Raw genomic sequence first — 24150 nt, 5'->3', positions numbered from 1 at the left:
GGCTCTGGCGCGCAGGATCAAAAAGCCCGGCACACAGAATCAAGACATCCAGCGCGCCAACGGCCTTAATACACTCATTAGCTCTTCACTGTCAGGCAGCGCAATGATCAATATCGAAACGCCGACCTATTACACGGCGACCAAGAAATACAACCTCAGCTTTCCCACCCTGGAACAGGACGTGGAAGCCGACGTGGTGATCATCGGTGGCGGCTTTTCCGGGATCAACACCGCCCTGGAACTCGCCGAGAAAGGCATCACCAACATCGTCGTGCTGGAAGCGCGTTACCTGGGTTTCGGCGGCACCGGGCGCAACGGTGGGCAGATCATGGCCGGCATCGGCCACGACCTGGAGAAGATCAAGAAGGACGTGGGTGAAGACGGCCTGCGTCAGATCTTCGAGATCAGCGACCTGGGCGCCGACATCATCAAGAATCGCATCGCCAAGTACGACATCGATGCCGATTTCTGCCATGGCTACGGCTACATGGGCTTCAACGCCCGCCAGGAAAAGACCCTGCGCGCCTGGGAGAAGGACTTCAAGTCCATCAACACCCAACACGAGATTCGCTTCCTTGGCGGTTCCGACGTGAAGCAGATCATCGGCTCCGACGCCTACAGCAGCGCCCTGCTGCACATGGGCGGCGGGCATGTGCACTCGTTGAACCTGCTGCTGGGCGAGGCCAAGGCCCTGGCCGGCCACGGCGTGCAGATTTTCGAGAACAGCCCGGCACTGGAAGTCAGCTACGGCGAACGCATCACCGTGCGCACCGGCCGCGGTTCGGTCAAGGCCAGCAAGCTGCTGTGGGCCTGCGACAGTTTCCTCAACAAGCTGGAACCGGAACTGCACCGTTCGACCATCAACACCTACGCGTTCCAGATGATGACCGAGCCGTTGTCCGAAGAACTGATCAACCGCATCAGCCCGATTCGCGGGGCCTACAGCGACATTCGCCCGGTGATCGACTACTACCGCGTCACCCACGAAAACCGCCTGCTGTTCGGCGCCGCCACGCCGTTGGTGGAGCACATTCCCGGCGATTTGAAAGCCTGGAACCGCAACCTGATGCTGAAGATCTTCCCGTACCTCAAGGACGTGAAGATCGACCTGGCCTGGGGCGGCCCGATGGCTTGCAGCCCGAACCTGTTCCCGCAGATCGGCACCCTGCCCGGGCGCAGCAACGCGTTCTATGTGCAGGGCTATTCAGGCTTCGGCGTCACCCCGAGCCACATCATTTGCAAAGTGCTGGCCGAAGGCATGAGCGAAGGCTCGGCGCGGTATGACCTGGTCAGCTCGATCCACCGCCCGACCATCATCGGCAAAGACGCCATCCGCCCGCTGCTGCTCACCGCCGGCAAATCCTGGCACCAGCTCTCAGGATACTGGAACGGCCGCCGCTAAAACCCTACACCTGTTACCTAACACCTGACACCTAATACCTGACACCTGACACCTGTAGGAGCGAGCTTGCTCGCGAAAAACCCGAGGGCACCGCGTTCATCCAGGACGCCAACGTCATCGTTGACGACCTTCGCGAGCAAGCTCGCTCCTACAGTAATCGCTATTTTTTCTCATCAGGAGCAACTGCCATGACCCTCGTTACCCTCAAGAAAGACATCCAGCTATCCGAACTCGACGCCTGGGGCACCGTCGCCGACCTCGGTTCGACCATCCTCGAAGGCGAAGTCCGGGCCTTCGGCAAAATGACCTTCGGTGCCCCCACCGACCCGGTCAGCAGCGCCTATTTCGGCACCACCCAGGGCAAGTTCCGCATGGTCTACCCGTTTGCCGAACAAGCCACCGTGGTCACCGGCGAGGTGGTGCTCACCGACGAATCCACCGGCCAGAGCACCCGCTACCAGGCCGGCGACAGCTGGTTCGTGACCAAGGGCACCCCGGTGCTGTGGGAAGTGGTCAGCGAAAGTTTCGTCAAACACTACTTCGCCGTGGTGTGATGGCCCCGGCTGCCGGCCCCCGTCGGCAGCCTTTTGGCGCAGGTATCCCCCATGCACGCTCTCCCCGCCCACGAAGTCGCCGGCCAGTGCCTGCAGGCTTTCACCCGCTTGATTCCGGTCAGCCAGGCCGCGTTCTATTGTGTCGACCGCCATCTGCAAGCCCGGGATTTCCAGTTGCACGGAATGAGCGGCGAGATGCACCGCGACTACCTGGACAACTACCACCAGTTCGACCCGCTGCAACCGCGCAACTGCCTGTCCATTGGCTTGGTGGTGGTGCCGCTGGGTTTTGCCATGGCCCGCCAGCCGGTGCGGGATACTCGTCGTTATGGGGATTTCCTGCGGCGGTATGGCGTGGTGGATGTGGTGGAAATCCTCGCTCAGCGTGGCGGGCAACCCCAGGCGGCGATTTCGTTGCTGCGCACCGCCGACCAGGGTGCCTTCACCGGCGAGCAACTGGCCCAACTGAACGCCCTGCAAACCTTGCTGCAACTGGCCGTGGCCAATATGCAACCCGCTGAAGATGCACTGGCCAACCTCACGCCCAAGGAGCGTCAGATCGCCCTGCTTTTGCGCCAGGGCGCCAGCAACAAACAGCTCGCCCGAGAGTTGGACGTCGGCCTGCCCACCATCAAGACCCACCTGATCAACCTGTTTCGCAAGACCGGCGTCAGCAGCCGCACCGAACTGGTGGGCAGCCTGTTTCTGTAGCCCGCCTCAACCATCCGGTTGATGGTCAGCCATGCTCCCGGGCGCGATGATCCGAGGTGTTCATCCACCCAACCGGAGCATCGCAAATGACCACACCTTCTGACTGGATCACCGTGGGCGCCCTGGCCGACGGCTTCGCCCCAGAGGCATTTATCCTGCCGAACCTGGCCGACCTGAGCGGCAAGACCTTCACGCTGCACTTCGCCAATGGCTGGCAGATCGAGCACCGTTTCGAGCGCGACAGTCTGTCCTGGGTCGCGGCCGACGGTCACTCCAGCGGCAGCGCAACCTACCGCGCGACCTCGGTGCGCCCCGGCTTGTACCTGGTGGATTTCATCAAGCGCGAAGGTGCCCAAGCCTGGTCGGTCAGCCTGGTGCTCGACACCGCCAGCGCCTCGTTCACCGCCGTACTTGGGCGGCTGCCCACCCAGGAACAAACCCGCGAAGGCCTCTACAGCCGCGCCCTGGCCGGCAAGCCGCTGACGTCGGTGGAAGTGGAATTCCTCCACGGCAGCCTCGACCGCCCCTGGCAAGCCGGCCAGTGCCCCCACGCGCCCACCACCGAACTGACCGGCCTGCGCAACCAGTACCGCTACAGCCCGAGCGAGGTCTACGAGCACATCTACCTCAACCACCAGTTCTACGCCTGGCAATGCCTCAAGGGCGTCGAGCAAGGCCTGTGCGACACCGACCGCTGCCATTACTACAAGATCGCCGACCAGCTGTACCTGTTCGTCTGGCGCGAAAAAATCATCCCCACCCTCGGCCTGGTGCTGATCGACCTGCAACAGCACCGTAGCGACGGCAAGATCTTCGGCTATGCCGGGGCGTCGTTCGATGAGCTGTCGAACTTCCCCATCAGCTCCTACTGCCAGGTGCTCAATCGCACGGAGCATTCCGATGACTGAGCCGCGCACGATTGTGATCACCGGGGCCGGCACAGGGATCGGTGCCGCGTGCGCCCGGCTGTACGCCGCCGAGAGTGCGCATGTGGTGCTGATCGGCCGTCGTCGCGAGCCGCTGGAGCAGGTCGCGGGGGAAACCGGGGGGTTGGTGCTGGTGGGTGATGCAGCCTGCCCTGACACATGGACGGGCTTTGTGGAGCAGATTCGCCAGCGCTTCGGGCGGATCGATGTGCTGCTGGCCTGCGCGGGCGGCCATGGCCTGGGCAGCGCCACCGACACCAGCCCGCAGACCTGGGAAGCGGCGCTGCGCAGCAACCTCGACAGCGCCTTCTACAGCGCGCGGGCGTGTCTGCCGCTGCTGCTGGAAAGTGGCGGGAACATCGTGCTGATGGGTTCAATTGCCTCACTGGCTGCCGGGCCCGAAGTGTGCGGCTACACCACGGCCAAACATGCGTTGCTTGGGCTCAACCGTTCGCTGGCCCGGGATTACGGCCCGCGCGGGGTGCGGGTGAACGCGGTATGCCCCGGCTGGGTGCGCACGCCGATGGCGGATGAGGAGATGCAGCCGTTGATGGATTTTCATGGCGAGACGCTGCAGCACGCCTATGACCGGGTGTGCACCGATGTGCCGTTGCGACGCCCCGCCAGCGCTGAAGAAATCGCCAAGGTGTGCCGCTTCCTGGCATCCAGTGAAGCGTCGATCATTACGGGTGCGGCGCTGGTGGCCGACGGTGGTTCGAGCATCGTCGATGTGCCGACGTTGGCCTATACGCATCTGGAGCAGCGTCATGAATGAGGACCTGGACTTCACTGGCCGCCACGTATTGGTAACGGGTGGCGCCCAAGGGATTGGTCGGGCCATCGTCGAAGCCTTTGCGCTGCGAGGTGCACGGGTGATGATCGCCGACCTGCAATTGGCCCAGACACTCGCGCTGGCGCTGTGCGGGCGCGGCTGCCAGGTGGAAGCGGTGACGGTGGATCTGGCGGATGCGGCTGCGGTTTTCGAGCTGATTGCAGGGCTGGAACAACGGTGGGGGCAGTTGGATATTCTGGTGCATAACGCCGGGTATTTTCCGCTGACGCCCTTTGCCGAAATCACTCCGGCGATGCTCGACCGCACCTTGGCGGTCAATCTCTCGGCGTTGTTCTGGCTGACCCAGGCGGCGTTGCCGATGTTCCGCCGCCAGGGTCGGGGCTGCGTGCTGGTGACGTCTTCTGTCACCGGGCCCAGGGTCGCATTTCCTGGGCTGAGTCACTATGCGGCGTCGAAGGCCGGGGTCAACGGGTTCATTCGCAATGCGGCGCTGGAACTGGCCGCTCTGAATGTGCGAGTCAACGGGGTGGAGCCTGGCATGATCGCCACGCCGGCCATGGGCAACCTGGGGGATGACCAGGTGAACGCACAGATCGCCAGCCGGGTGCCGCTGGGACGGTTGGGTGCGCCAGCGGATATTGCCGGGGCGATGCTCTTCCTGGCATCGGACCTGGCGGGTTACATCACCGGACAAACGCTGGTGGTGGACGGCGGCTCGACCTTGCCGGAGGTTTAACGAAACGTCCTACCGAACGGCCAGATAACCTCTACTCCCACGCCTTGAGAACCGCTGCAAAGTCCCTCGCCTGATCACACAGTGCGAGGGAACGCCGATGTCTTTTCCGATGAATGCCCTGCCCGATGGGGCTGTCTCTTGATTCCCGCCATGGGCTTTCTGGTCGTGGCGGCGATGGACCCGAAGACACGCGACGTCGATGGGGTTCTCAACGACTTCACACATTGCCTGAACACCTACGACGCCTGGGCCGAAAGCTTCTGGAGCTTCTCGGCGCTGGATGTCGAGCAGGTGTTCAAGGTGGGGGATGAAGTTGCGCTGGTTGCGCCCATCACCCGGTCTCTTTATCCCAGCAGCACCGTCGCGACCTGCAAAGCCAACGCGTCGTTGAAGCTGGTGCATATGTTCCAGAGCGCGCGGTTCGTGCCCATCGGTAATACGCCGGTGATGCTGCAGGAAGTCGCGCAAGACGGTGGCCCCCTCGGCGACCCCATACATAAGACCATCGGCCCCAGCGGCATTCTCGAAGTCACCGAGTGCACCGTCGACCGGCAGTACCGGGTCAGCTTTTACCCCAACGTTTCCAGGGACCACGTCAAGGCGCTGTATGCCTCCTATCAGTCCGAGATCAGCTCGCTGGAAGGCCGCTTGCGTGGCGAGTGGACGAGCACGTTCAAGCCGATATGGGAGAGCTATTCCAAGGCCGGCTTTGTCGATCGCTACACCTCGCTGCAACAGGCGTACGCGCAAGGATTTGGCAACGTGCTTTACGGTCTGTGGGACGGTATTGCGCAACTCTACCAGTGGCTGGCAGATATCAGGCCCAACAGCGAAAAGCTGCTGCAGTACCTCTCCCAGGCCGAGCTTGAAGCGCTGCTGAAGCTCAGTAATGAGGCGATTGCCAAAGGGTTGTTGATCCTCAGCGATGAGCCACTGCTGTTCATCTACCTGTCCGCAATGGTCAGTTGGATGCGCATGCTGCCACCGCATTACATGCTTGAGTTGCTCGGGGAAATCACCACCGAGGTGCTGCTCAACCTGCTGTTGCTGTGGGCTACCGGTGGCATGGGTGTGGCGGTGCGCCTGGGTGCGCAGGTGCTGGGCAAGGTCAAGTCCGGGCAGGCACGGGAGTGGTTGGAGCAGATTGCCAAGCTGGGTGGTACAGCCCCGCTGGATAGGCACGCGGAGGTGCTTAAGCCGTTATCGCTTCAGAGTCATGCAGTGCCGGTGAAGGCTGCGGCGGTGCCGTTGAAGGCTGGCGCGGAGGAAATTTCGAACCCGGCACCGATGGTGCGGGAGCCCAAAACGGCGCGAACAGCGCTGGTGAAGCAGGAGCCTGTGGATGACGTGCCTGCTTCGGCGAAAAACCCCAATGGGGATGCTTCGGCTTGTGCAGTAGATACCTGTAAAAACGGCTGCCCGGTGTCGATGGTTACCGGTGAGGAACTGCTGACCCTCACTGACGGCTCGTTGGAGGGTGTGCTGCCGTTTGCCTGGACGCGGTTGTATCGCAGCAGTGCCGTGGAGTTGGATTGCGGGTTGGGGTTTGGCTGGAGTCATGCGCTGGCGCAGCGGTTGGTGGTGAGCGGTGAATCGGTAGTGTGGACCGATCACGAAAACCGCAGCACTACCTTTCCCCTGCCCTCTGCTGCGCGGCCAGCCATCACCAATAGCCTGGCGGAAGCGGCGATTTATCTGGGCTCGTTGCCCGATGAACTGGTGCTGGCCCAGGCGTCGCTTTTCTACCACTTCCGTGACGGTGTGCTGACGTCGATCAGCGACGCGTACGACAACCGACTGCGCATTTCCCGAGACTATTCCGGGCGGATCCAGCGGATCGATAACCACGTCGGCCAAGGATTGCTGCTGCGGTATGACCGTGGACACATCGTTGCGGTCGACTATCAGGTGCAGCGGGAACTCGGCTGGGTTACCGAGCAGAACGTTGTTGCCTACACGTACGACGATGCGTGGCGGTTGGTTGAGGCGACCAACGCTGTCGGCGAAAGCGAACGTTATCGCTACGACAATCAACAGGTGATCCTGGAGCGGGAACTGGCCGGTGGGGCGAGTTTCTTCTGGGAGTGGGAACGGTCTGGCAAGGCGGCGCGTTGCGTCCGGCACTGGGCCAGCTTTTCGCAGATGGACACACGGTATGTGTGGGACGACAACGGCACTGTCACCGTACACAACGCCGATGGCAGCCAGGAAGTCTACGTCCACGACCAGCGCGCTCGGCTGGTGCAGCGGATCGATCCGGACGGCGCGCAGCATTTCAAATCCTACGATGAAAAAGGCCGCCTGACGGTCGAGCAGGACCCGCTGGGAGCGGTGACGGCCTATCAGTACGACGAAGCCGGTCGGTTGATTGCGCTGTTTCCCGGTGACGATGCACCCACGTCCTACGAGCATGACAACGGGTTCGTGCGGGTTGTACGCCGTGGTGACGCGGTGTGGAAATACCAGCGTAACGATCAAGGCGATATCACCCGCAAGACTGATCCGGACGGTAATTACACCGAATACACCTACACCCAACACGGAAAGCTCAGCGGCGTCTGGTATCCGGATAACAGCAGTCAGCGGCTGACTTGGGACGAGCGTGGCCAGCTCACCGAAGAGAAGCTGGCGAATGGCGGGGTGCGGCGTTATCGCTACGACGACCTGGGGCGACAGGTGGCTTGCGAGGATGAGCATGGCGCGCTGACCCAGTATCAGTGGGACGCCGTGGGGCGCTTGCTGAAAGTGATTCAGCCGGGCGGCGCCACTCGCGAATTCAGCTACAACCCGTACGGAAAAATCACTGCAGAGCGCGACGAGCTGGGTCGGGTTACTCGCTATGAGTATGCCGACGGCCTGCACCTGATCAGCCGTCGGATTAATCCGGACGGCACGCAGCTCAAATACCGCTACGACAATGTTCGGTTGTTACTCACCGAGATCGAAAATGAGGTTGGGGAAACCTACCGGCTTGAGTACCACGCCAACGGCCTGATCCAGCAGGAGACCGGATTTGATGGGCGCCGCACCGCCTATGTCTATGATCTCGCCGGGCGCCTGCTGGAAAAGACCGAATACGGCGATGACGGCAGTCAGCTGGTTACCGGTTATGCGCGCGATGCGGCCGGTCGTCTCGTAAGAAAAACCCTGCCTGACGGCAGCAGCGTCAATTACACCTACGACCGCCTCGGCAATCTCCTCAGCGTCGACGACGGTAATTGGCCGCTCCACTACGAATACGACCTGCAAAACCGCCTCACTGCCGAGCACCAGGGCTGGGGCACCTTGCGCTATGGCTACGACGAATGCGGCCAACTCAACTACCTGCGCCTGCCCGACAACAACCGCCTCGCCTTCCACCGCGACAAAGGTGGCGACCTCGGCACCATCGAACTCAACGGTAACCTGCTCACTTCGCACCTGTTCAAATCCGGCCGTGAACACCAGCGCCAGCAAGGCCAACTTCTCAGCCACTACCACTACGACGACCAGGGCCGCCTGCACGCCCACGCCATCACCCAACAGGAACAACGCCACCAGCGCCGCCAATACGACTACGACAAACGCGGCAACCTGACCCGCATCCTCGACACCCGTAAAGGCCAGCACGACTACCACTACGACCCACTCGACCGCCTGACCCGCGCCAACCACTCGCACGACCTGCAGGAACGCTTCGTCCACGACCCGGCGGGCAACCTGCTGATGCAAGACCGCGTCGGCCCTAGCATCGTCAAAGGCAACCGCCTGTTGATGCAAGGCGACCGTCATTACGACTACGACGCCTTCGGCAACCTCCTGCGCGAACGCCGGGGCCGGGCTCAGCAGTTGGTCACCGAATACCGCTACGACTGCCGGCACCGCCTGATCAGCGTCACCCAGCCGGACGGTATCGAGGCCGCATATCGCTACGACCCCTTTGGACGACGGATCGCGAAAACCTTAAAAGGCCAGACCACCGAGTTTTTCTGGCAAGGCGACACGCTGATCGCCGAACACAGCGCCGATCACCACCAAAGTTACCTCTACGAACCCAACAGCTTCCGCCCGCTAGCGCTGCTCAAAGGCTACGGCCCGGAAGACGTAAAGCCCTTCCACTACCAACTCGACCACCTGGGCACGCCACAAGAACTCACCGCGCCCGATGGCGAAATCGTCTGGTCAGCGCACTACCGCGCCTACGGCCAAATCGCGAAGCTGGACGTCAACACCGTTACCAACCCGCTGCGCTTCCAGGGCCAATACTTCGACCCGGAAAGCGGGCTGCACTACAACCGTCATCGCTACTACAATCCGGACATTGGCCGCTACCTGACGCCCGATCCGGTGAAACTGGCGGGCGGGCTGAACGGATACCAGTACGTGCCCAACCCGACGGGGTGGGTTGACCCGCTTGGGTTGAATACCTGTCCAGGTGCGAACGGTTGTAAACCGGATATCGAGGTTGGAGATCCGACCGAAAACGCCACGGTCAATGAAGGTCAGCCTGCTGTACCTCGTCTGACACAGGCTGAACGACGCGCACGAATTGATGAGCTTGGGGAAGCGAACGCTTACCGCCGTCTTGATGAACTTGAACAAGCAACGCCGGGAGCACACTTTCTGGAAAAGCATGGAGCACAGACTACGCTGGCGTCTCAACTCGAAAGGGTAATGACCGCTAAAAATCCTACTACCGGGATAGTTGAAGTCCACGATAGAGGAAGGAGAGCAGGACAACCGAGACCGCCTTCCGCCGCCACTCATTTCCTTAGCCATCGAGATCAATTAAATGCTATTTATCGAGCGCAACTTATACTCAAGCATACAAACATAGGTACATCTCGCGAACCAATGGACATGGGGAAAATTATCGGAGAAGGATACAAGAGGGATCGCCTTGAATACGGCCAACAAAGGAAAGCCGTCGTTATATTAGATGCAAATGGGAACCCTAAAACTGCTTACGCGGACTTTTAAAAATGAAATTAAAACCTAAACTTTCGATCATCCGAAGCCTGCTATTCACCTACAACATCGAAAACACTAAAGATCTCGAGCGAGAAGAGGTGATAGTTTCCAAAGACGTCAATGACGACAAACAACTCGCGGAGCTATTTGACGAGCTAACCAAACCTGAATACATGTCATACGACAATGAAGAGCGGCAATGGTATATAGACACACTCAATCACTACCTGAACACTGACGAAACTTTCGACTCCGTCTTCTACTTATTCGATACGTACTTCGATGACGAAATTTCCGACCAACGTCAATTTATGAAAATTTTACTCGAATGTTTGACAAGATATCAGGCAGAAGCCACGGAGAAGGATTGAGGTAATCAGAAACCGTTACGCGGCTAACAGCAAAGGGGATTGACTTTCATGAAGTACTCCCCGCTTCCCTTGTACTGTCCGTTTCCCAAAAACTTCACCCCACTTGCTGCAACCGCCCAGCCCGAAAATCCTTCGGCGACACTTCAAACTGTTTCTTGAACGACCGACTAAAGTGCGCCGAATCCGTAAACCCCCACTTATACGCAATCGACGTAATCGACTCACTGCGCAAAAACGGGTTGGTCAGATCATCCGCACTCCGCTTCAACCGCGCCCGCTGGATATACCGGCACACACTGTCATCCTGTTCCTCAAACAACCGATACAAATGCCTTACCGAGATGTTCAACCGACTCGCCAACCCAACCGGGCTCAACCCTGGCTGGGTTAACGACTCATCAATCACCTTCTGCACATAGCTGCGCAGATTGCTGCCCTGCAACCCGCCACAATCGTCCCGCTCATCATCTTCCTGCTCAAACGCCGACCCCAGCAACGAGATAAACGCCGACTGCAACGCCTGCCCCTCGCCGACCGCGCCTTCGCCGTTCAATGCGTCTTTGCACAACTGGTCCATCAACACATGCAACATGCGCCCGCAGGCTTTGCTTGAGGAGATTTTGCCGAAGGTCTTGGGCTGGTTGCCGAACTGTTTGCACACCTCTGCGCGGGACAAGGACAGTGAGGCATGTTCGATCAGCCCGAACGGGGTGATGTCGATGGAGCCCACCGAGTCCATCAAAAGTAATTCGCCGGGGGCGAGTTGCACGCTCTGGCCGTTTTGGGTGATCTGGCAGTAGCCGCTGCGCTGGCTGACGAGGAAACAGTTCTGGTCGTCATCGTGGTCGGCGCGGGCTTTGGGGCGTTTGATCAGGCCGGCGTTGGTGCGCAGGTTCGCCAAGGGCAAACCGCCGCGGGAAAAGGTGCTGATGCTGCCGATGAACAGCGAGCGGTTGAAGGCCAGTTCTGTGTCGAAGTGACCGCAAACCGCGCGCAGATCCCGGGTCCAGCGGTCCAGCCCGTCTTGCCCAATCTGTTGCATGCTCATGGTAGTTTCCACCTTGGCTTTTTGTTTTTGTCGGGCAATAGTTAACATGTTATCTATATGCGCGCAACAAGTACGTGTCTGCCAAGGCGGTTGCACTATTGATGCCAGATCCTGCAGTCAGTGGGCTTGTAATGCGCGCTGGAAACCGCTCAAGGCGTCCAGCAGCCAGGCACGTTGATCGCTGCTCAAGGCGATATAGCGCCGGAACGCCGGCATGCGATTGACCACCTCGCTGCCGCCCATATGCTCAAGCCGCACGCACCATTGGTGATCCACCAGGTCGATGCGCAGGCACTTGAAGTCCAGCGGCATCAAGGCGCGATGCAACGTACTGCCCTCCTGCAACGCGGCTTGCAGAACGCCTAACACTTCCCTGTCTCCCGAGCGCTGCCGACAGCGGATTCCAGTGCGTCGGACGGCCCCGGTGTGGTGCAGTTCGAAGCTCGCCGTGCCCTGCTGCGAGGCAGGAATGCGCAGTACGAATTCGGTCATGACCAGGTGCATCAACAGTTGCGATTCGGTGCGCTCGACGATCTCCAGTTGCAACCCGAGCTCGTCCAGGGCCACCTGGGCCGTCGTCGGTCCGCACACCGCATAACCGGCGAGGCCAAGGTTGCGCCGCAGGTGTTCCAGCGTAACGCCGGGACGATAACCGGCAGGCGCGCGCCGGGCGCTGAACAGCTCAGACAGTTTTTGCAGCATGGCTGATATACCCGTTGTGCGGCTGACCTGGCTCATGGGCGAACTCCTTGGCTAACACCTCTTCCACCGAGGCGGGCTTGAATGGATTGACCTTCTGCACCACCAGGGTCCAGAACAGCGCGTACGCCGCCGTGCAACCGAGCATCACGCCGAAGGGAATGTAGATGTCAGCAGGGTTAATCCCCGGCGGCGTGATAAACCACATGCCCAGCAGGATGCCGATGCTCGACAGAATCTGCGGCAGCGGAAAGAACGGCGAACGGTAGGCACGAGGCAGATCAGGCCGGCGAATCCGCAGGATCACCACCGACAACGTCACCAGCAGATAAGCAAAACTCCAGGCGCACACGGCGGCCAATACCAGGTGCATGATGTTGTCGGTGTTGCCCCCCAGGTACAGCGCGTGCAGGCACGGAATCAGCATCGCCACCAGGATGCACAGCAGCGGTGTCTTGAAGCGCGGGTGCAGGTAGGTGAAGACCTTGGGCAACGCGCCGTCGACCGCCATGCCGTACAGGATCCGTGGCACCCCGGCCATCAGGGTGTTGATGGTCGCAGCCCCGGCAAACAGAAAGCCGATGCCCAGCCACATCGGGCCAATGCTGCCCATCACCTGCTCGGCGAATTTCGGGATGGCCATCGGCGTATCCAGCAGGTGCACGCCGCCCGCCGCGTCGATCAATACGTTTTCCACCTGGCGCTTCATGGCGGCGCCGTAGATGAACATGCAGGTGGCCACCCCCAGCAACCCCAGCACCATGGCCTTGGGCATCACCTTGGCCGAGTTGCGCAGGTCCGGCGCCAGCGGCGTGACGAACTCGCAACCGACAAACATGAACATCGCCATGCCCACCAGCGACAGGATGGTGATCAGGTCGGTGCCCACCAGGGATTCACCGAACCAGCCATCCAGTTGCACCGCCGGGGCTGCGATCAGGCCCAGCACGCCAAACACCATCAGGGTGGTCCACATGCCAAAGGTGAGGATGATCTCGGCCCGGCCGAACGCGCTGACACCAAACGCATTCAGCACCCCGAACACAATCACGAAGCCCACCCCGAGCAACCACGAACCGCCGGCGGATTCCGCCAGGGTGTTGAGGTGCTCGAAGTTCACCAGCGCCATCACCCCGGACAGGATCGTCTCGGCGGTGCCGGCAAACACATGCACGATCAAGTACGCCGACAAGGTGCCGGTGATCGCAAAGAACCGGCCCATGCCGCAGTTGATGTAGTCGTAGACCGAACCGGTGGTGGGCAGGATCGAGGCGGCTTCGGCGAAGGTGGTCGCCTGGGCCAGCATCATCACCACCGCGATCAACATGGCCACCGCGAAGGCACTGCCGCCGATGCCAAACCCCATGGTTGCGGTGAGGATCACCGGGCTGGCCATGATCAGGCCAATGGTGCTCGCCAGCGCCGTGGGAAAGCCCACCGTGCCGCGTTTCAAGTGTTCGGTGAGCCGGTCGTTGATCGACATGGTGCAGATCCTCAAGAAGCGGATTTTTAGAAGTATTGGCACTCTGCGCCCCGCCCTGGCTGATCGTCTTGCTCCTGGCTGCCGCCGGTTTTGTTGCTGCCTGCCACTGTCCCGCCGCTGGCGGCCAGGGTCAATTACCTGGCACGCAGAGGAAAGACTTGGCCCGCCCCCGCTCGCACTAATGCGCCCTCAATTCAACCTGCTGGGGACTATAACAATGGAGCACATACAAAAAACCCGTCGGCTGTACAAGGCCGTGAGCCTGGGCATTGCGCTGATGATCATCGAGTCATCGGCCCAGGCGTTTGAGCTGTATGCCGATGACGACACCAAGGTCACCGGCAACTTCCTTGCGGTGTACGGGATGTTCAACAGCCGCAAAAACTATGACGGCACCACCGGCGGTTCCACCTGGCGTGAAGGTTTCATCAAATATGGCTTGAGCGTGGACCAGCGTTTTGGCGCCCTGGGCAGCGTGTATGGCACGGCCAACCTGGTCAGCTCCGGCACCTGGGGCGATGGCGACGCGTCCGGCGTGACCACCGGCAGCGAGCGCACCACCCAGTTCGACGAAGCCTTCGCCGGTTGGCGCTCGGGGGAGCTGTTTCCGGCGCTGGGCAAGGATGGTGTGGACCTGTCGTTCGGCCGCCAGATCATCATGCTCGGCGACGGCTTCATCATCAATGACGACGGCCCGAACCTGGGCAAGGGCGTGGATGACGGCCAGTTCAACCGGGGCGGCGCCTACTACATTGCCGCGCGCCATGCCTTCGATCAAACCGCCGTGTTACGCCTGGGGGGCAAGGACGGCGTGCATGGCAGCGTGATGTGGATCAAGTCCGACAACCGCGCCCAGGCCAACACCGAAATGGCCGCCGGCACCCTGGATTACACCGCCGCGCCGGGCACCGTGGGTTTGACCTATATCCATGGCATCAGCGTCGACGACCGTTACGCCAATGACCTGCAAAAACAGCGCGCCGGGATGAACCTCTACAGCCTGCGGGGCGCCGGCAATGCCGGGATCGAGAACGCGCACTTTTCCTTTGAATACGCCTGGCAGGACAAGGACGCCGGCCCGGAAAAGGCCTGGTACACCGAGGCCGGTTATACCTTCGCCGCGCTGCCGTGGTCGCCGGACCTGACCTACCGCTACAGCCGCTATTCGAAAAACTGGGACGCGATGTTCGCGGGCTTCAACCGTGGCTACGGCACTTGGGTGCAGGGCGAAGTGGCCGGCAATTACTCGGGGCCGTTCAATACCAATACTGAGGTGCAGCACGTGGCGTTGAAGGTCAAGCCGCTGGACAGCGTGACCGTCGGCGCGCTGTTCTTCGATTACAAGACGTTGAGCAAGGGCGGCATGCTCAACCTCGATGGGCGCGAACTGGACCTGTACGCGGAGTGGGCGGTGAACGAACACCTGATCGTCACGCCGCTGTTGGGCCTGTACAAGCCCAACAAGGATGAGAGCAATGGTGGCAACCAGGTGGGTGGCAATGGCACCAATCTCTATAGCCAAATCACCGTGGCCGTTCCGTTCTAACACAGATGCAATGAGCTACCGAGATCACATGTGGGAGCGGGCTTGCTCGCGAAAGCGGTGTGTCAGTCGCCAGATGTATTGGCTGACACTCCGCATTCGCGAGCAAGCCCGCTCCCACATTGAACCTGCTTCAACCTTCGAGAGAGGTGTTCGCCCTACGGTTGCCGTTCCTCAATCCGCGCATACGCACCCTGGTGATAGAGCAACGGCGAACGCCCAAAATCATCAAACGCCACCACCTTGCCGATCATGATCCAATGATCACCACCGTCCACCTGCTGGTACTTCTCGCAGTGAAACCGCGCCGAGCAATCGGCGAAGACCGGTGAGCCGCCCTCGCCCGGCTCAAATTCGATTTCGGCAAAACGATCATCCTTGGGCCGGGCAAAATTGTTCGACAGGTGGATCTGGTCAGCCGCCAGCACGTTGACCGCAAAATGGCTGGCCTGCTCGAACACCTCGTGGCTGTTGGAGCGCTTGTCGATGCTCCACAGCACCAGCGGCGGGTCCAGGGACACCGAGTTGAAGCTGTTGGCGGTGACACCCACTTTGCGCCCGCTGGCATCAGCGGCGGTGACCACCGTGACACCAGTGGCAAAGTTGCCCAGGGCCCGGCGAAAGGCCCGTGGATCGAAGATCGTAGCGCTGTGCTCAGACATACAAGACTCCCGGATTACTTATTATCGAGCTGCTCCCTGTAGGAGCGAGCTTGCTCGCGAAGGTCGTTAACGATGACGTGGGTTGCCTGGATGGGCGCGGCGCTCTCGGGTTTTTCGCGAGCAAGCTCGCTCCTGCAGAGGGGCCGCCACGAGGTTTCAAATCATGCTCGGATCAGGCTCAAGCCCCATCAGCTCACGCCCCAGAATCTGCGCGCACACGTCGTAATCGGTGTACGCATGGGCGCCAGTCATATGGGAATCGCGGAACAGGCGCTGCATTTCGTTGTGCTCAAACCACGCATTGCCACCCGCTGCCTCGAACAAACGGTCCACCGCCTGAATGCACATCTTGGTGGCATACGCCTGGTTGGTACGCCAGAACGCCAGGGTCTCGCGGCTCGGGTAACGGTGCTGTTCGCTGTGTTCGGCGTGTTCCTGCCAGGTCTTTTCCAGGAACGCCCGGGCAGCGGCCACCTGATGCGTCGACTCGGCCAGGCGCATCAACGCCGGAGTCGCGGCCCCCACCGCCGCGCCGGTGTAGGCACGTACGCGGGTCTTGGTTTTCTCGCGGAACACCTCCAGCATGCGCTCGGCCACGCCCAGGCTGACGGTGGAGAAACCGCTGGCGAAATACGGCCGGTACGGCGAGTAGAAAATCTTGCTGTCGGGGTACAAACCGAAGCCGGCGGACTTGCCTTCCATCATGTCCTTGGCTTTCTGGATGCGATGTTCGGGCACCCGCACGTTGTCGATGATCAGGGTCTTGGTGCCGCTGCCCTTCATGCCGGCGGCGAACCAGTCATCACGAATCTGATAATCGCTGCGCGGCAGCACCGCGAAGCAGTAATCCTGAGTGCCTTCGGCGTTTTTACGACGAAAACCGACAATCGCCCACTCGGCGTGATCGCAACCGCTGCTCCAGCCCATTTCACCGCTGAACAGCACACCCCCTTCAACCTCTTCAGTGCGGCCAAACGGCGCGATGCTGCTACTGGCCGTGGCGTTCGGGTTGTCGCCCCAGACTTCCTGCTGCAGCTTCGCGGAAAACAGCGCCAGTTGATGGCTGTGGGTGCACAACAGGCTCATGGCCCAGGCGGTGCTGGCACAGGCGCCGGCCAGCAAGGCGATGCAGTCGGCAAACTGCGGCAGGGAGATTTCCATGCCGCCAAAGGGTTTGGGTTGAAAGGCACGGTGCATGCCGATGCTCTTGAGCAGCGCAATGTTCTCATCGGGAACCTTGCGGTCCTGCTCGGCCTGGAAGGCATTGGCAGCGATGGTCGGCAGAATCGCCTTGAGGTCTTCGAGGAGCGGGTTTGGCTTTTTCATGGACGGCCCTGCTTATTATTGGATGTCCGGCTGGCGTTCCAAAGCAACGAACGACGCTGGATGTGGGGCCAGTATGGAGCCGGCGATCACCCCGGAAAATGCACCTTCCACAGCCAAGATTGCACTTTCCACAGGCCTGGCAGCCACAGACATATCGCCCGGCAGGCACAGACAAGCCTGGCCCGGCGGCGCTGGTTAACCTCGGGCTTTTGCGAGCAGGAAATTCCCATGAGCGATATTGCGCTGCTGCCTGAAGTCCAGGCCTTCCTCCGTCGAAACCATGCCTTGTTTATCGACGGCGGCTACGTCCAGAGCCACTCCAGCCAGACCCTGGAGGTGATCAACCCGGCCACCGGCGAAGTGATCGCCCACGTCGCCGATGCCGACCTTGCCGATATCGACGCGGCCGTGGAATCGTCCCGGCGCGGCTTCCGACAATGGTCCCAGGTCGCGCCAGCCATGCGCGGCAATGTGCTGCTGAAACTCGCCGACCTGCTGGAGCAACACCGCGAAGAACTGGCGCAGATCGAAACCTGCCAGTCGGGCAAGATCATCCAGATTTCCCGGGCCTTTGAGGTGGACCAGGCCGCGCACTTCCTGCGTTACTACGCCGGTTGGGCCACCAAGATCAGCGGCCAGACCATCACCCCGTCACTGCCCTTCTTCGCTGGCGAACGCTACACCGCGTTCACCCTGCGGGAACCGGTGGGCGTGGTGGTGGGCATCGTGCCGTGGAATTTCTCGACCATGATCGCCATCTGGAAACTCGCCTCGGCGCTGGTGACCGGTTGCAGCATCATCATCAAGCCCAGCGAGTTCACCCCGCTGACTATCCTGCGCATCGCCGAACTGGCCATCGACGCCGGCCTGCCGGCAGGCGTGCTGAACGTGTTGACCGGTGGCGGCCTTGTGGGCAAAGGCTTGGTGGAGCATCCGGACACCGACAAGGTTTCGTTCACCGGCTCGGTGCCCACCGGCATTGCGGTAGGCCGCAGCGCCATGGGCGCCGGATTGACCCGGGCGACCCTGGAACTGGGTGGTAAAAACTCGGCCGGTTTTCTGCGGGATGTGGACCTCGACAAGGCGGTCAACGGGATCATCGAAGCCGGGTTCCTGCACTCCGGGCAAATCTGCGCGGCCGCTGAACGCTTCTTCGTCCACCGCTCGCAGATCGAGGCGATCATGGACAAGCTGGCGCAACGCCTGGGCCGCTTGAACATCGGCTCGCCCCTGGATGAGCGCACCGAATTCGGACCGGTGACCAACCGTCAGCACCAACAGAAACTCGAAGGTTTTTTCGCCACAGCACGGGCCGAGAACAATACGATTGTCCACGGCGGCAAGCGGATCGACGGGCCGGGTTGCTACGTGGAGCCGACGGTGATTCTCGCCAACACGATCAACGACACCCTGCTCAACGAAGAAACCTTCGGTCCCATCGCGACGTTTTTCCCCTACGACACTGAGGAAGAGCTGCTGGAGCTGATGAACAACACACCGTACGGCCTGAGCGCCAGCCTCTGGACCAACGATTTGAGCAAGGCCCTGCGCATGGTGTCGGCGATCAACGCGGGGACGGTGTGGGTGAACATGCACACGATGCTCGACCCGGCGGTGCCGTTCGGCGGCAACAAGTCTTCGGGGGTGGGGCGGGAGTTTGGCGGGGCGTTCATCGAAGATTACACCGAGCTCAAGTCGGTGATGATTCGCTACTGACCGGCATGCGGAGTGCCGCCCGGCTTGAGTGTTAAAAGCAAAATCAAAAGCTAAAGCGGCCACGGTCCAAATGTGGGAGCGGGCTTGCTCGCGAAGGTCGTTAACGATAACGCGGGCATCCTGATTCAACGCGGCGCCCTCAGGTTTTTCGCGAGCAAGCCCGCTCCCACAGAAAAGCAGATTGATCGTTCCCACGCTCTGCGTGGGAATGCATACCGTGACGCTCCGCGTCACCCTTGCGCGAGGCGTCAATCCGGCGGTGCCAGCGGGACGCAGAGCGTCCGAGGCGGCATTTCCACGCAGAGCGTGGGAACGATCACCTATCCGTTACTTGGGTGATGGCTGAGATTGGTTCCGCTCTTACAGCGGCTCACTTTTGAACAGCGCAACGCTCCAAATGTGGGAGCGGGCTTGCTCGCGAAGGTCGTTAACGATAACGCGGGCATCCTGATTCAACGCGGCGCCCTCAGGTTTTTTCGCGAGCAAGCCCGCTCCCACAGAAAAGCAGATTGATCGTTCCCACGCTCTGCGTGGGAATGCATACCGTGACGCTCCGCGTCACCCTTGCGCGGGGCATCAGTCCGGCGGTGCCAGCGGGACGCGGAGCGTCCGAGGCGGCATTCCCACGCAGAGCGTGGGAACGATCACCTTCGCCTACCACACCGCAATATGCGAATCCGCCCGGGGCTCGGTCCCATAAGTAGGCAACAACATTCGGATACCCTTCTAAATACCTGTACAAATTTATTATTTTGTACAAGTATCAGCTATCGAGGCTTCATCTGTATCAAGCCCTCTCAGGGAGAACCGCAATGACCCGTCTATTGGTTTCGCTGGCCCTGGTGCTGGGCCTGAGCAGTTGTGGCAGCGTGGATGTAAAACACTATGCCGACCAGCAACCCCAACTGGACCTGGTGCGCTTCTTCAGCAAGCCCGTCAAGGCCTGGGGCATATTCGAAAAGCGCTCAGGTGAAGTCGCCAAGCGTTTCGAAGTGAATATCGCCAGCCGCCGCGAGGGTGAAAACCTGATTCTCGACGAACGATTTCTCTACAGCGACGGTACTCGCCAGCGGCGTATCTGGACCCTGACCCCCGATGGCCCGAACCACTGGCGCGGCCGCGCCGACGATGTGGTCGGTGAAGCCAAGGGCGAAGTGGCCGGCAACGCGTTGCGCTGGCGCTACATCCTGAGCCTGCCGGTGGACGGCTCCGTGTACGAAGTGAGCCTCGACGACTGGATGTACCTGATGGACGAAGACACGCTGATCAATCGCTCCAGCATGTCCAAGCTGGGCGTCGAAGTGGGCCAGGTGACGCTGTTCTTCCGTCGCCAGTCTTCGCAACCCTGACCGGCAAGGAGTGAATCATGAACCTGCAAACCCTGACCCAATTGGCCACCCAAGGCGACGTGCGTGAAATGGAACTGCTCTCCCTGGAGGGTGGATTCTATCTGGCGCGCGTCCGGCTGGACCACGGCCTGTTCACGTTGCTGGACGCGGCCGCAAAGCCCCTGCACTTTCGTTCCGTCAACCACCTGCGTGATGTGTTGCAGTCAGTCCCGGCGTTCCCCTGCACCCTGGTCCATCAGTGCGTCCACGATGAAATGTGCGGCCGGCGTGAAGGGCCCATTGAGGCACTGCGGACGCCATTTTCCCTGGAAGCGCCCTGGTGACCAAGGCCGTCAGAAACCTGTGCCTGGTGCTGGGCGATCAGTTGTCGTTTGACCTGGCCTCACTGGACGGGCTGGACAGCCAGCACGATGCCGTCTTGATGGTCGAGGTGATGGAGGAAGCCAGCCATGTGCCCCACCATCCGCAAAAAATCGCCCTGGTCTTCAGCGCCATGCGCCACTTTGCCCAGGCGTTGCAGCAGCGTGGTATCCGCGTGCAGTACGTCGCCCTGGACGACCCGCAAAACACCGGCTCGGTACCCGGCGAGCTAGGGCGCTGGCAATCGCTGATGCAGCCACAGGCACTGCACCTGACCGAATGCGGCGACTGGCGCCTGGAACAATCCCTGAAAGACTGCGGCTTGCCGATCCAGTGGCATGCCGACAGCCGTTTCCTGTGCAGCCGTGACGAGTTCGCTACTTGGGCCAGCGGCAAAAAACAGCTGCGCATGGAGTTCTTCTACCGGGAGATGCGCCGCAAGAGCGGGCTATTGCTCAACGGTGACGGCACGCCAGTCGGCGGCGCCTGGAACTTTGATGCAGACAACCGCAAGGCGCTGCCCAAGGGAACCAAGGCGCCCTACCCGGCGCGCTTCAGTTCAGACGCCATCACCCAGGACGTGCTGGCGCTGGTGGGTCAACACTTCAGCAGCCACTACGGCGAACTGGACACCTTCGATTACCCGGTAACCCACACCGATGCCCAGGCATTGTGGGACTACTTTCTGGATTACGGCCTGGCCGGGTTCGGCGACTACCAGGACGCCATGGCCAGCGACGAGCCCTTCCTGTTTCATGCCCGCATCAGCGCGGCGCTGAACATCGGCCTGCTGGACCTGCGCCAACTGTGCAGCGACGTGGAGGCCGCCTATTGGTCGGGCGGCATCGGGCTGAATGCCGCCGAAGGGTTTATCCGCCAACTGATTGGCTGGCGTGAATACGTACGCGGCGTGTACTGGCTGAAGATGCCGGACTACGCCGCCGGCAATGCATTCGGCAACAGCCGCCCGCTGCCGGAGTTCTACTGGACGGGCGAGACGCAAATGAACTGCATGCGCCAGGCGATCGGCCAAAGCCTGAAACATGCCTACGCCCATCACATCCAGCGGCTGATGGTCACCGGCAATTTCGCCCTGCTGGCCGGCATCGTGCCCAGCCAGATATGCGAGTGGTACCTGGCGATCTACATGGACGCTTTCGACTGGGTCGAGCTGCCCAACACCCTGGGCATGGTCATGCATGCGGATGGTGGTTACCTGGGTTCCAAACCTTATTGCGCGAGCGGCCAATACATAAAGCGCATGTCGGACTACTGCCGCGACTGTGCGTACAAAGTCACTGAAAGTACCGCTGACAATGCCTGCCCGTTCAATGCGCTTTACTGGCACTTTCTGATGCGCCATGGCGACCTGCTGCGGGGCAATCAGCGCATGGCCATGCTCTACAAGAACCTCGACCGGATGCCTGAATCCAAGCAGGACGCGCTGTGGGAACGGGGCCAGAGGCTGCTGGCGAAGCTGGATGCGGGCGAGTCACTTTGAGCGGGCGACTTGGTGTTTGCCGGCACGCTGACCGAGCAGCATCAACCCACCTCCCGTCAGCAGAAAACCCGCCGCGATAACGATATAGCCGCCGTACACATCCACACCTTGCACGAGGTTGAGCGTCTGGGAACACACCAGGGTGCCGGTCAGCGAGGCAATGGCCAGCACCGGCGTCACGGTCGCGGAGACTCGGCCCATATAGCCTGCCGGCACGGCCTCTTGCAGCATCGGCCCCTGCACCATGGCAAACACCGAAAAGCACAGCCCGCAGCAGAACATCAGCACCCAGGCCAGGTAAAACGGCGGATGCAACGCATAGCCCAGGTAGCTCAGCCCCAGGCACAACAGCGCCACGGTGAACGCGCGTCGAATGCTCAAGACCTTCAACAGCGGCCGAACGAGAAAGGCCGCCACCAGCCCGCCGACCGGGAATGCGGCGAGCACCAGGCCATATTCACGCGGGCTCAGGCCCAGGGTCTTGAAGGCATACAACGATAAAACGACATTATTGATGCCGAGGGAAACCCCGTACAACGCCACGCCGGTCAGCAGGGTGCGAATTGCCGGATGCCCCCAGGAAAACCGCAGCCCGTCGAACAATCCACGCCAAAATGAACTGCGCTCTACCGGCAACGCTGTACCCAGCCCTCGGGTGGCCAGGATACATAGCGCTGAACAGCTGAACGCCAGCACATTGATCAGCAACGCCCAGATCGGCCCAACCCACACAAACAGCGCCGGGCCCACGGAGGCGGAAAGCACCGAAATGCCCGTGAGGGAAAACATCGTCTTGGCCGACGCTTCCACCCGCCGCTCAGCGGGAATGATCACTTGCATGACCGCCTGCCGGGACGGGTTGAAGAACTGCGCGGCGCTGCTGTTCATCACCAGCAACAGCAGCACGCCGTCGAACACTTGCAGCTGATCGAGGCCGGACAGCGAATAGATCAGGATAAAGATCAGGAAGTTGATCACCCGGATAGCATCAGCCGTGACCATCACGTAGAGCGCAGGCAGCCGGTCGACCCAGGCACCCGCCAATGGCGCCACCAGCACCCGCGGGATCGCCGAGGCCGCCACCGCCAGGCCCACGGCGCTGGGTAGAAAGGCGCTGTCGTGGAACAGATCGGTCACCAGCCAGACGATGATCGTGCTCTCCAGCACGAACTCGCCGAAGGACGAGAGCGCCTGGCCCAGCCATAAAAGTGAAAAATTGCGGCTGATGAAAAAACCGGCAAACCGGCTTTGCCCTTGATTCGTCCTGAACACCATCCCTTCCCTGTGCGAAACGCTGTGAAATTTTCCGGCCGCTGCGAATTGTTGTGAAGCCGACGATAAATGGCCAATTGCCCATGCTAACGTCGGCTTCGATGTCATCCAATTCATTGAGGGAGCAGCGCCGATGTCTACTACCGTAACACCCGCCGGTGGCGGACCGACCACTCAAAAAGCCTCGACGTCGGTATTCGACGACAAGTTGAATATTTCCAAGTCGAGCAAGGTGATCGCCGATTACATGCGCCAGTCGGGCAAGTCGGCGATTACCAAGCAAGAGCTTTCACAGTTGGCCAGCAATGCCTCGGGCAACGTGCCCGCCGATGTGAGCGCTGCGGCCCAGTACATGGAACGCCACCCCGACGTGTTCACCGCCATCGAAACCCATGACGTGGCGGGTGCCGATAACCTGTCCGGGGTGTGGAACTTCGACTGGGCGGCCAACGGTGGCCTGAACGGCACGGCGACCGATGCGATCGCCAAGATGCAGGACACCTTTGACTTTGCAATCGCCAAGTCGGCGCAGATCACCGAGATCAGCACCGGTAAAAAGGCCGAGCTGGATTCGACCAAGCAGCGGCCGCAGAACTGAATCTCCAGCCACTACAAAAATCCAGTGTGGGAGCTGGCTTGCCTGCGATGCAGGCACCTCGGTACGTCAGGTACACCGAGGTGATGCCATCGCAGCCTCGCTAAAGCTCGACAGCTCCCACACTGGATTTGCTTTACCTGTCAGGTCGTT

At 60.9% G+C, this 24150-nt stretch carries 19 protein-coding genes and 1 pseudogene; 14 read left to right on the top strand and 6 right to left on the bottom strand.

From position 1 onward, the window contains the following. The first annotated feature begins 103 nt into the window (after positions 1 to 103). The 8 genes from NVB75_RS31160 (at position 104) to NVB75_RS31125 (ending at position 10443) form a co-directional block, all read left to right on the top strand. Positions 104 to 1402, top strand: a complete 1299-nt coding sequence (locus NVB75_RS31160) for an FAD-binding oxidoreductase (RefSeq protein WP_063031561.1) — start codon at positions 104 to 106, stop codon at positions 1400 to 1402. 188 nt (positions 1403 to 1590) lie between these two features. Further along, positions 1591 to 1956, top strand: coding sequence for a cupin domain-containing protein (locus tag NVB75_RS31155; RefSeq protein ID WP_076016036.1), 366 nt, complete (start codon positions 1591 to 1593; stop codon positions 1954 to 1956). A 51-nt stretch (positions 1957 to 2007) separates the two neighbouring features. After that, the gene (locus NVB75_RS31150) at positions 2008 to 2667 is read left to right on the top strand and encodes a LuxR C-terminal-related transcriptional regulator (RefSeq protein WP_258344799.1); all 660 of its coding nucleotides are present in this window, start codon (positions 2008 to 2010) and stop codon (positions 2665 to 2667) included. Between the two features lie 86 nt (positions 2668 to 2753). Continuing rightward, positions 2754 to 3575: a molybdenum cofactor biosynthesis F family protein gene (locus tag NVB75_RS31145; protein ID WP_258344798.1), complete on the top strand. Its 822-nt coding sequence runs from the start codon at positions 2754 to 2756 to the stop codon at positions 3573 to 3575. Further along, complete coding sequence (locus tag NVB75_RS31140) at positions 3568 to 4368, top strand: SDR family NAD(P)-dependent oxidoreductase (RefSeq protein WP_258344797.1); 801 nt, start codon at positions 3568 to 3570, stop codon at positions 4366 to 4368. The genes NVB75_RS31145 and NVB75_RS31140 overlap by 8 nt, the downstream gene beginning before the upstream one ends. After that, entirely contained in the window at positions 4361 to 5122 is a 762-nt protein-coding gene (locus NVB75_RS31135; protein WP_258344796.1) for an SDR family oxidoreductase, read from the top strand. Before NVB75_RS31140 ends, NVB75_RS31135 begins: the two co-directional genes overlap by 8 nt. A 174-nt stretch (positions 5123 to 5296) precedes the next feature. Next, positions 5297 to 10081, top strand: coding sequence for an RHS repeat-associated core domain-containing protein (locus NVB75_RS31130; protein ID WP_258348806.1), 4785 nt, complete (start codon positions 5297 to 5299; stop codon positions 10079 to 10081). Between the two features lie 2 nt (positions 10082 to 10083). Beyond that, a complete protein-coding gene (locus NVB75_RS31125) occupies positions 10084 to 10443 on the top strand; it encodes a hypothetical protein (protein WP_258344795.1) in 360 nt (119 codons plus the stop codon). A 94-nt stretch (positions 10444 to 10537) separates the two neighbouring features. Here the strand turns inward: NVB75_RS31125 and feaR are convergent, their stop codons facing one another. The 3 genes from feaR to NVB75_RS31110 all read right to left on the bottom strand — a co-directional run bounded on the left by feaR (position 10538) and on the right by NVB75_RS31110 (position 13673). Further along, the gene (feaR, locus tag NVB75_RS31120) at positions 10538 to 11491 is read right to left on the bottom strand and encodes a transcriptional regulator FeaR (protein ID WP_258344794.1); all 954 of its coding nucleotides are present in this window, start codon (positions 11489 to 11491) and stop codon (positions 10538 to 10540) included. 117 nt (positions 11492 to 11608) lie between these two features. After that, on the bottom strand, positions 11609 to 12193 hold the full coding sequence (locus NVB75_RS31115; RefSeq protein WP_258348805.1) for a DUF3156 family protein: 585 nt from the start codon (positions 12191 to 12193) through the stop codon (positions 11609 to 11611). Continuing rightward, positions 12174 to 13673, bottom strand: coding sequence for an APC family permease (locus NVB75_RS31110; RefSeq protein ID WP_258344793.1), 1500 nt, complete (start codon positions 13671 to 13673; stop codon positions 12174 to 12176). Before NVB75_RS31110 ends, NVB75_RS31115 begins: the two co-directional genes overlap by 20 nt. 217 nt (positions 13674 to 13890) lie before the next feature. Here NVB75_RS31110 and NVB75_RS31105 point away from each other — a divergent pair, with 217 nt between their 5' ends. Further along, a complete protein-coding gene (locus NVB75_RS31105; RefSeq protein ID WP_258344792.1) occupies positions 13891 to 15219 on the top strand; it encodes an alginate export family protein in 1329 nt (442 codons plus the stop codon). A 173-nt stretch (positions 15220 to 15392) separates the two neighbouring features. Here the strand turns inward: NVB75_RS31105 and NVB75_RS31100 are convergent. After that, a pseudogene (locus tag NVB75_RS31100) lies at positions 15393 to 15878 on the bottom strand (flavin reductase family protein); the annotation flags it as partial. A 156-nt stretch (positions 15879 to 16034) separates the two neighbouring features. Then, the gene (locus tag NVB75_RS31095; protein WP_258344791.1) at positions 16035 to 17204 is read right to left on the bottom strand and encodes a p-hydroxyphenylacetate 3-hydroxylase oxygenase component; all 1170 of its coding nucleotides are present in this window, start codon (positions 17202 to 17204) and stop codon (positions 16035 to 16037) included. A 228-nt stretch (positions 17205 to 17432) separates the two neighbouring features. Here NVB75_RS31095 and NVB75_RS31090 point away from each other — a divergent pair, with 228 nt between their 5' ends. From NVB75_RS31090 to NVB75_RS31075, 4 genes are all read left to right on the top strand, one after another. Next, on the top strand, positions 17433 to 18920 hold the full coding sequence (locus tag NVB75_RS31090; RefSeq protein ID WP_258344790.1) for an aldehyde dehydrogenase family protein: 1488 nt from the start codon (positions 17433 to 17435) through the stop codon (positions 18918 to 18920). An 812-nt stretch (positions 18921 to 19732) separates the two neighbouring features. Beyond that, positions 19733 to 20269, top strand: a complete 537-nt coding sequence (locus tag NVB75_RS31085; protein WP_258344789.1) for a DUF3833 domain-containing protein — start codon at positions 19733 to 19735, stop codon at positions 20267 to 20269. Between the two features lie 17 nt (positions 20270 to 20286). Continuing rightward, positions 20287 to 20592: a DUF6482 family protein gene (locus tag NVB75_RS31080; protein ID WP_258344787.1), complete on the top strand. Its 306-nt coding sequence runs from the start codon at positions 20287 to 20289 to the stop codon at positions 20590 to 20592. After that, positions 20589 to 22130, top strand: coding sequence for a cryptochrome/photolyase family protein (locus NVB75_RS31075; protein WP_258344786.1), 1542 nt, complete (start codon positions 20589 to 20591; stop codon positions 22128 to 22130). Before NVB75_RS31080 ends, NVB75_RS31075 begins: the two co-directional genes overlap by 4 nt. Here the strand turns inward: NVB75_RS31075 and NVB75_RS31070 are convergent. Further along, entirely contained in the window at positions 22122 to 23402 is a 1281-nt protein-coding gene (locus tag NVB75_RS31070) for an MFS transporter (protein WP_258344784.1), read from the bottom strand. The two genes, NVB75_RS31075 and NVB75_RS31070, sit on opposite strands and share 9 nt — an antisense overlap. Positions 23403 to 23535: 133 nt before the next feature. Between NVB75_RS31070 and NVB75_RS31065 the strand changes: the two genes are divergently transcribed. Continuing rightward, positions 23536 to 24000 carry a hypothetical protein gene (locus tag NVB75_RS31065; protein ID WP_258344782.1) on the top strand — a complete coding sequence of 155 codons (465 nt, stop codon included), beginning with the start codon at positions 23536 to 23538 and terminating at the stop codon, positions 23998 to 24000. The last annotated feature ends 150 nt before the right edge of the window (positions 24001 to 24150 follow it).

The sequence above is a fragment of the Pseudomonas sp. CBS genome (assembly GCF_024734645.1).
Classification (GTDB): Bacteria; Pseudomonadota; Gammaproteobacteria; order Pseudomonadales; family Pseudomonadaceae; genus Aquipseudomonas.
Note: the sequence above shows the minus strand (reverse complement) of the source record. Positions and strands in the feature narration are given on the sequence as shown.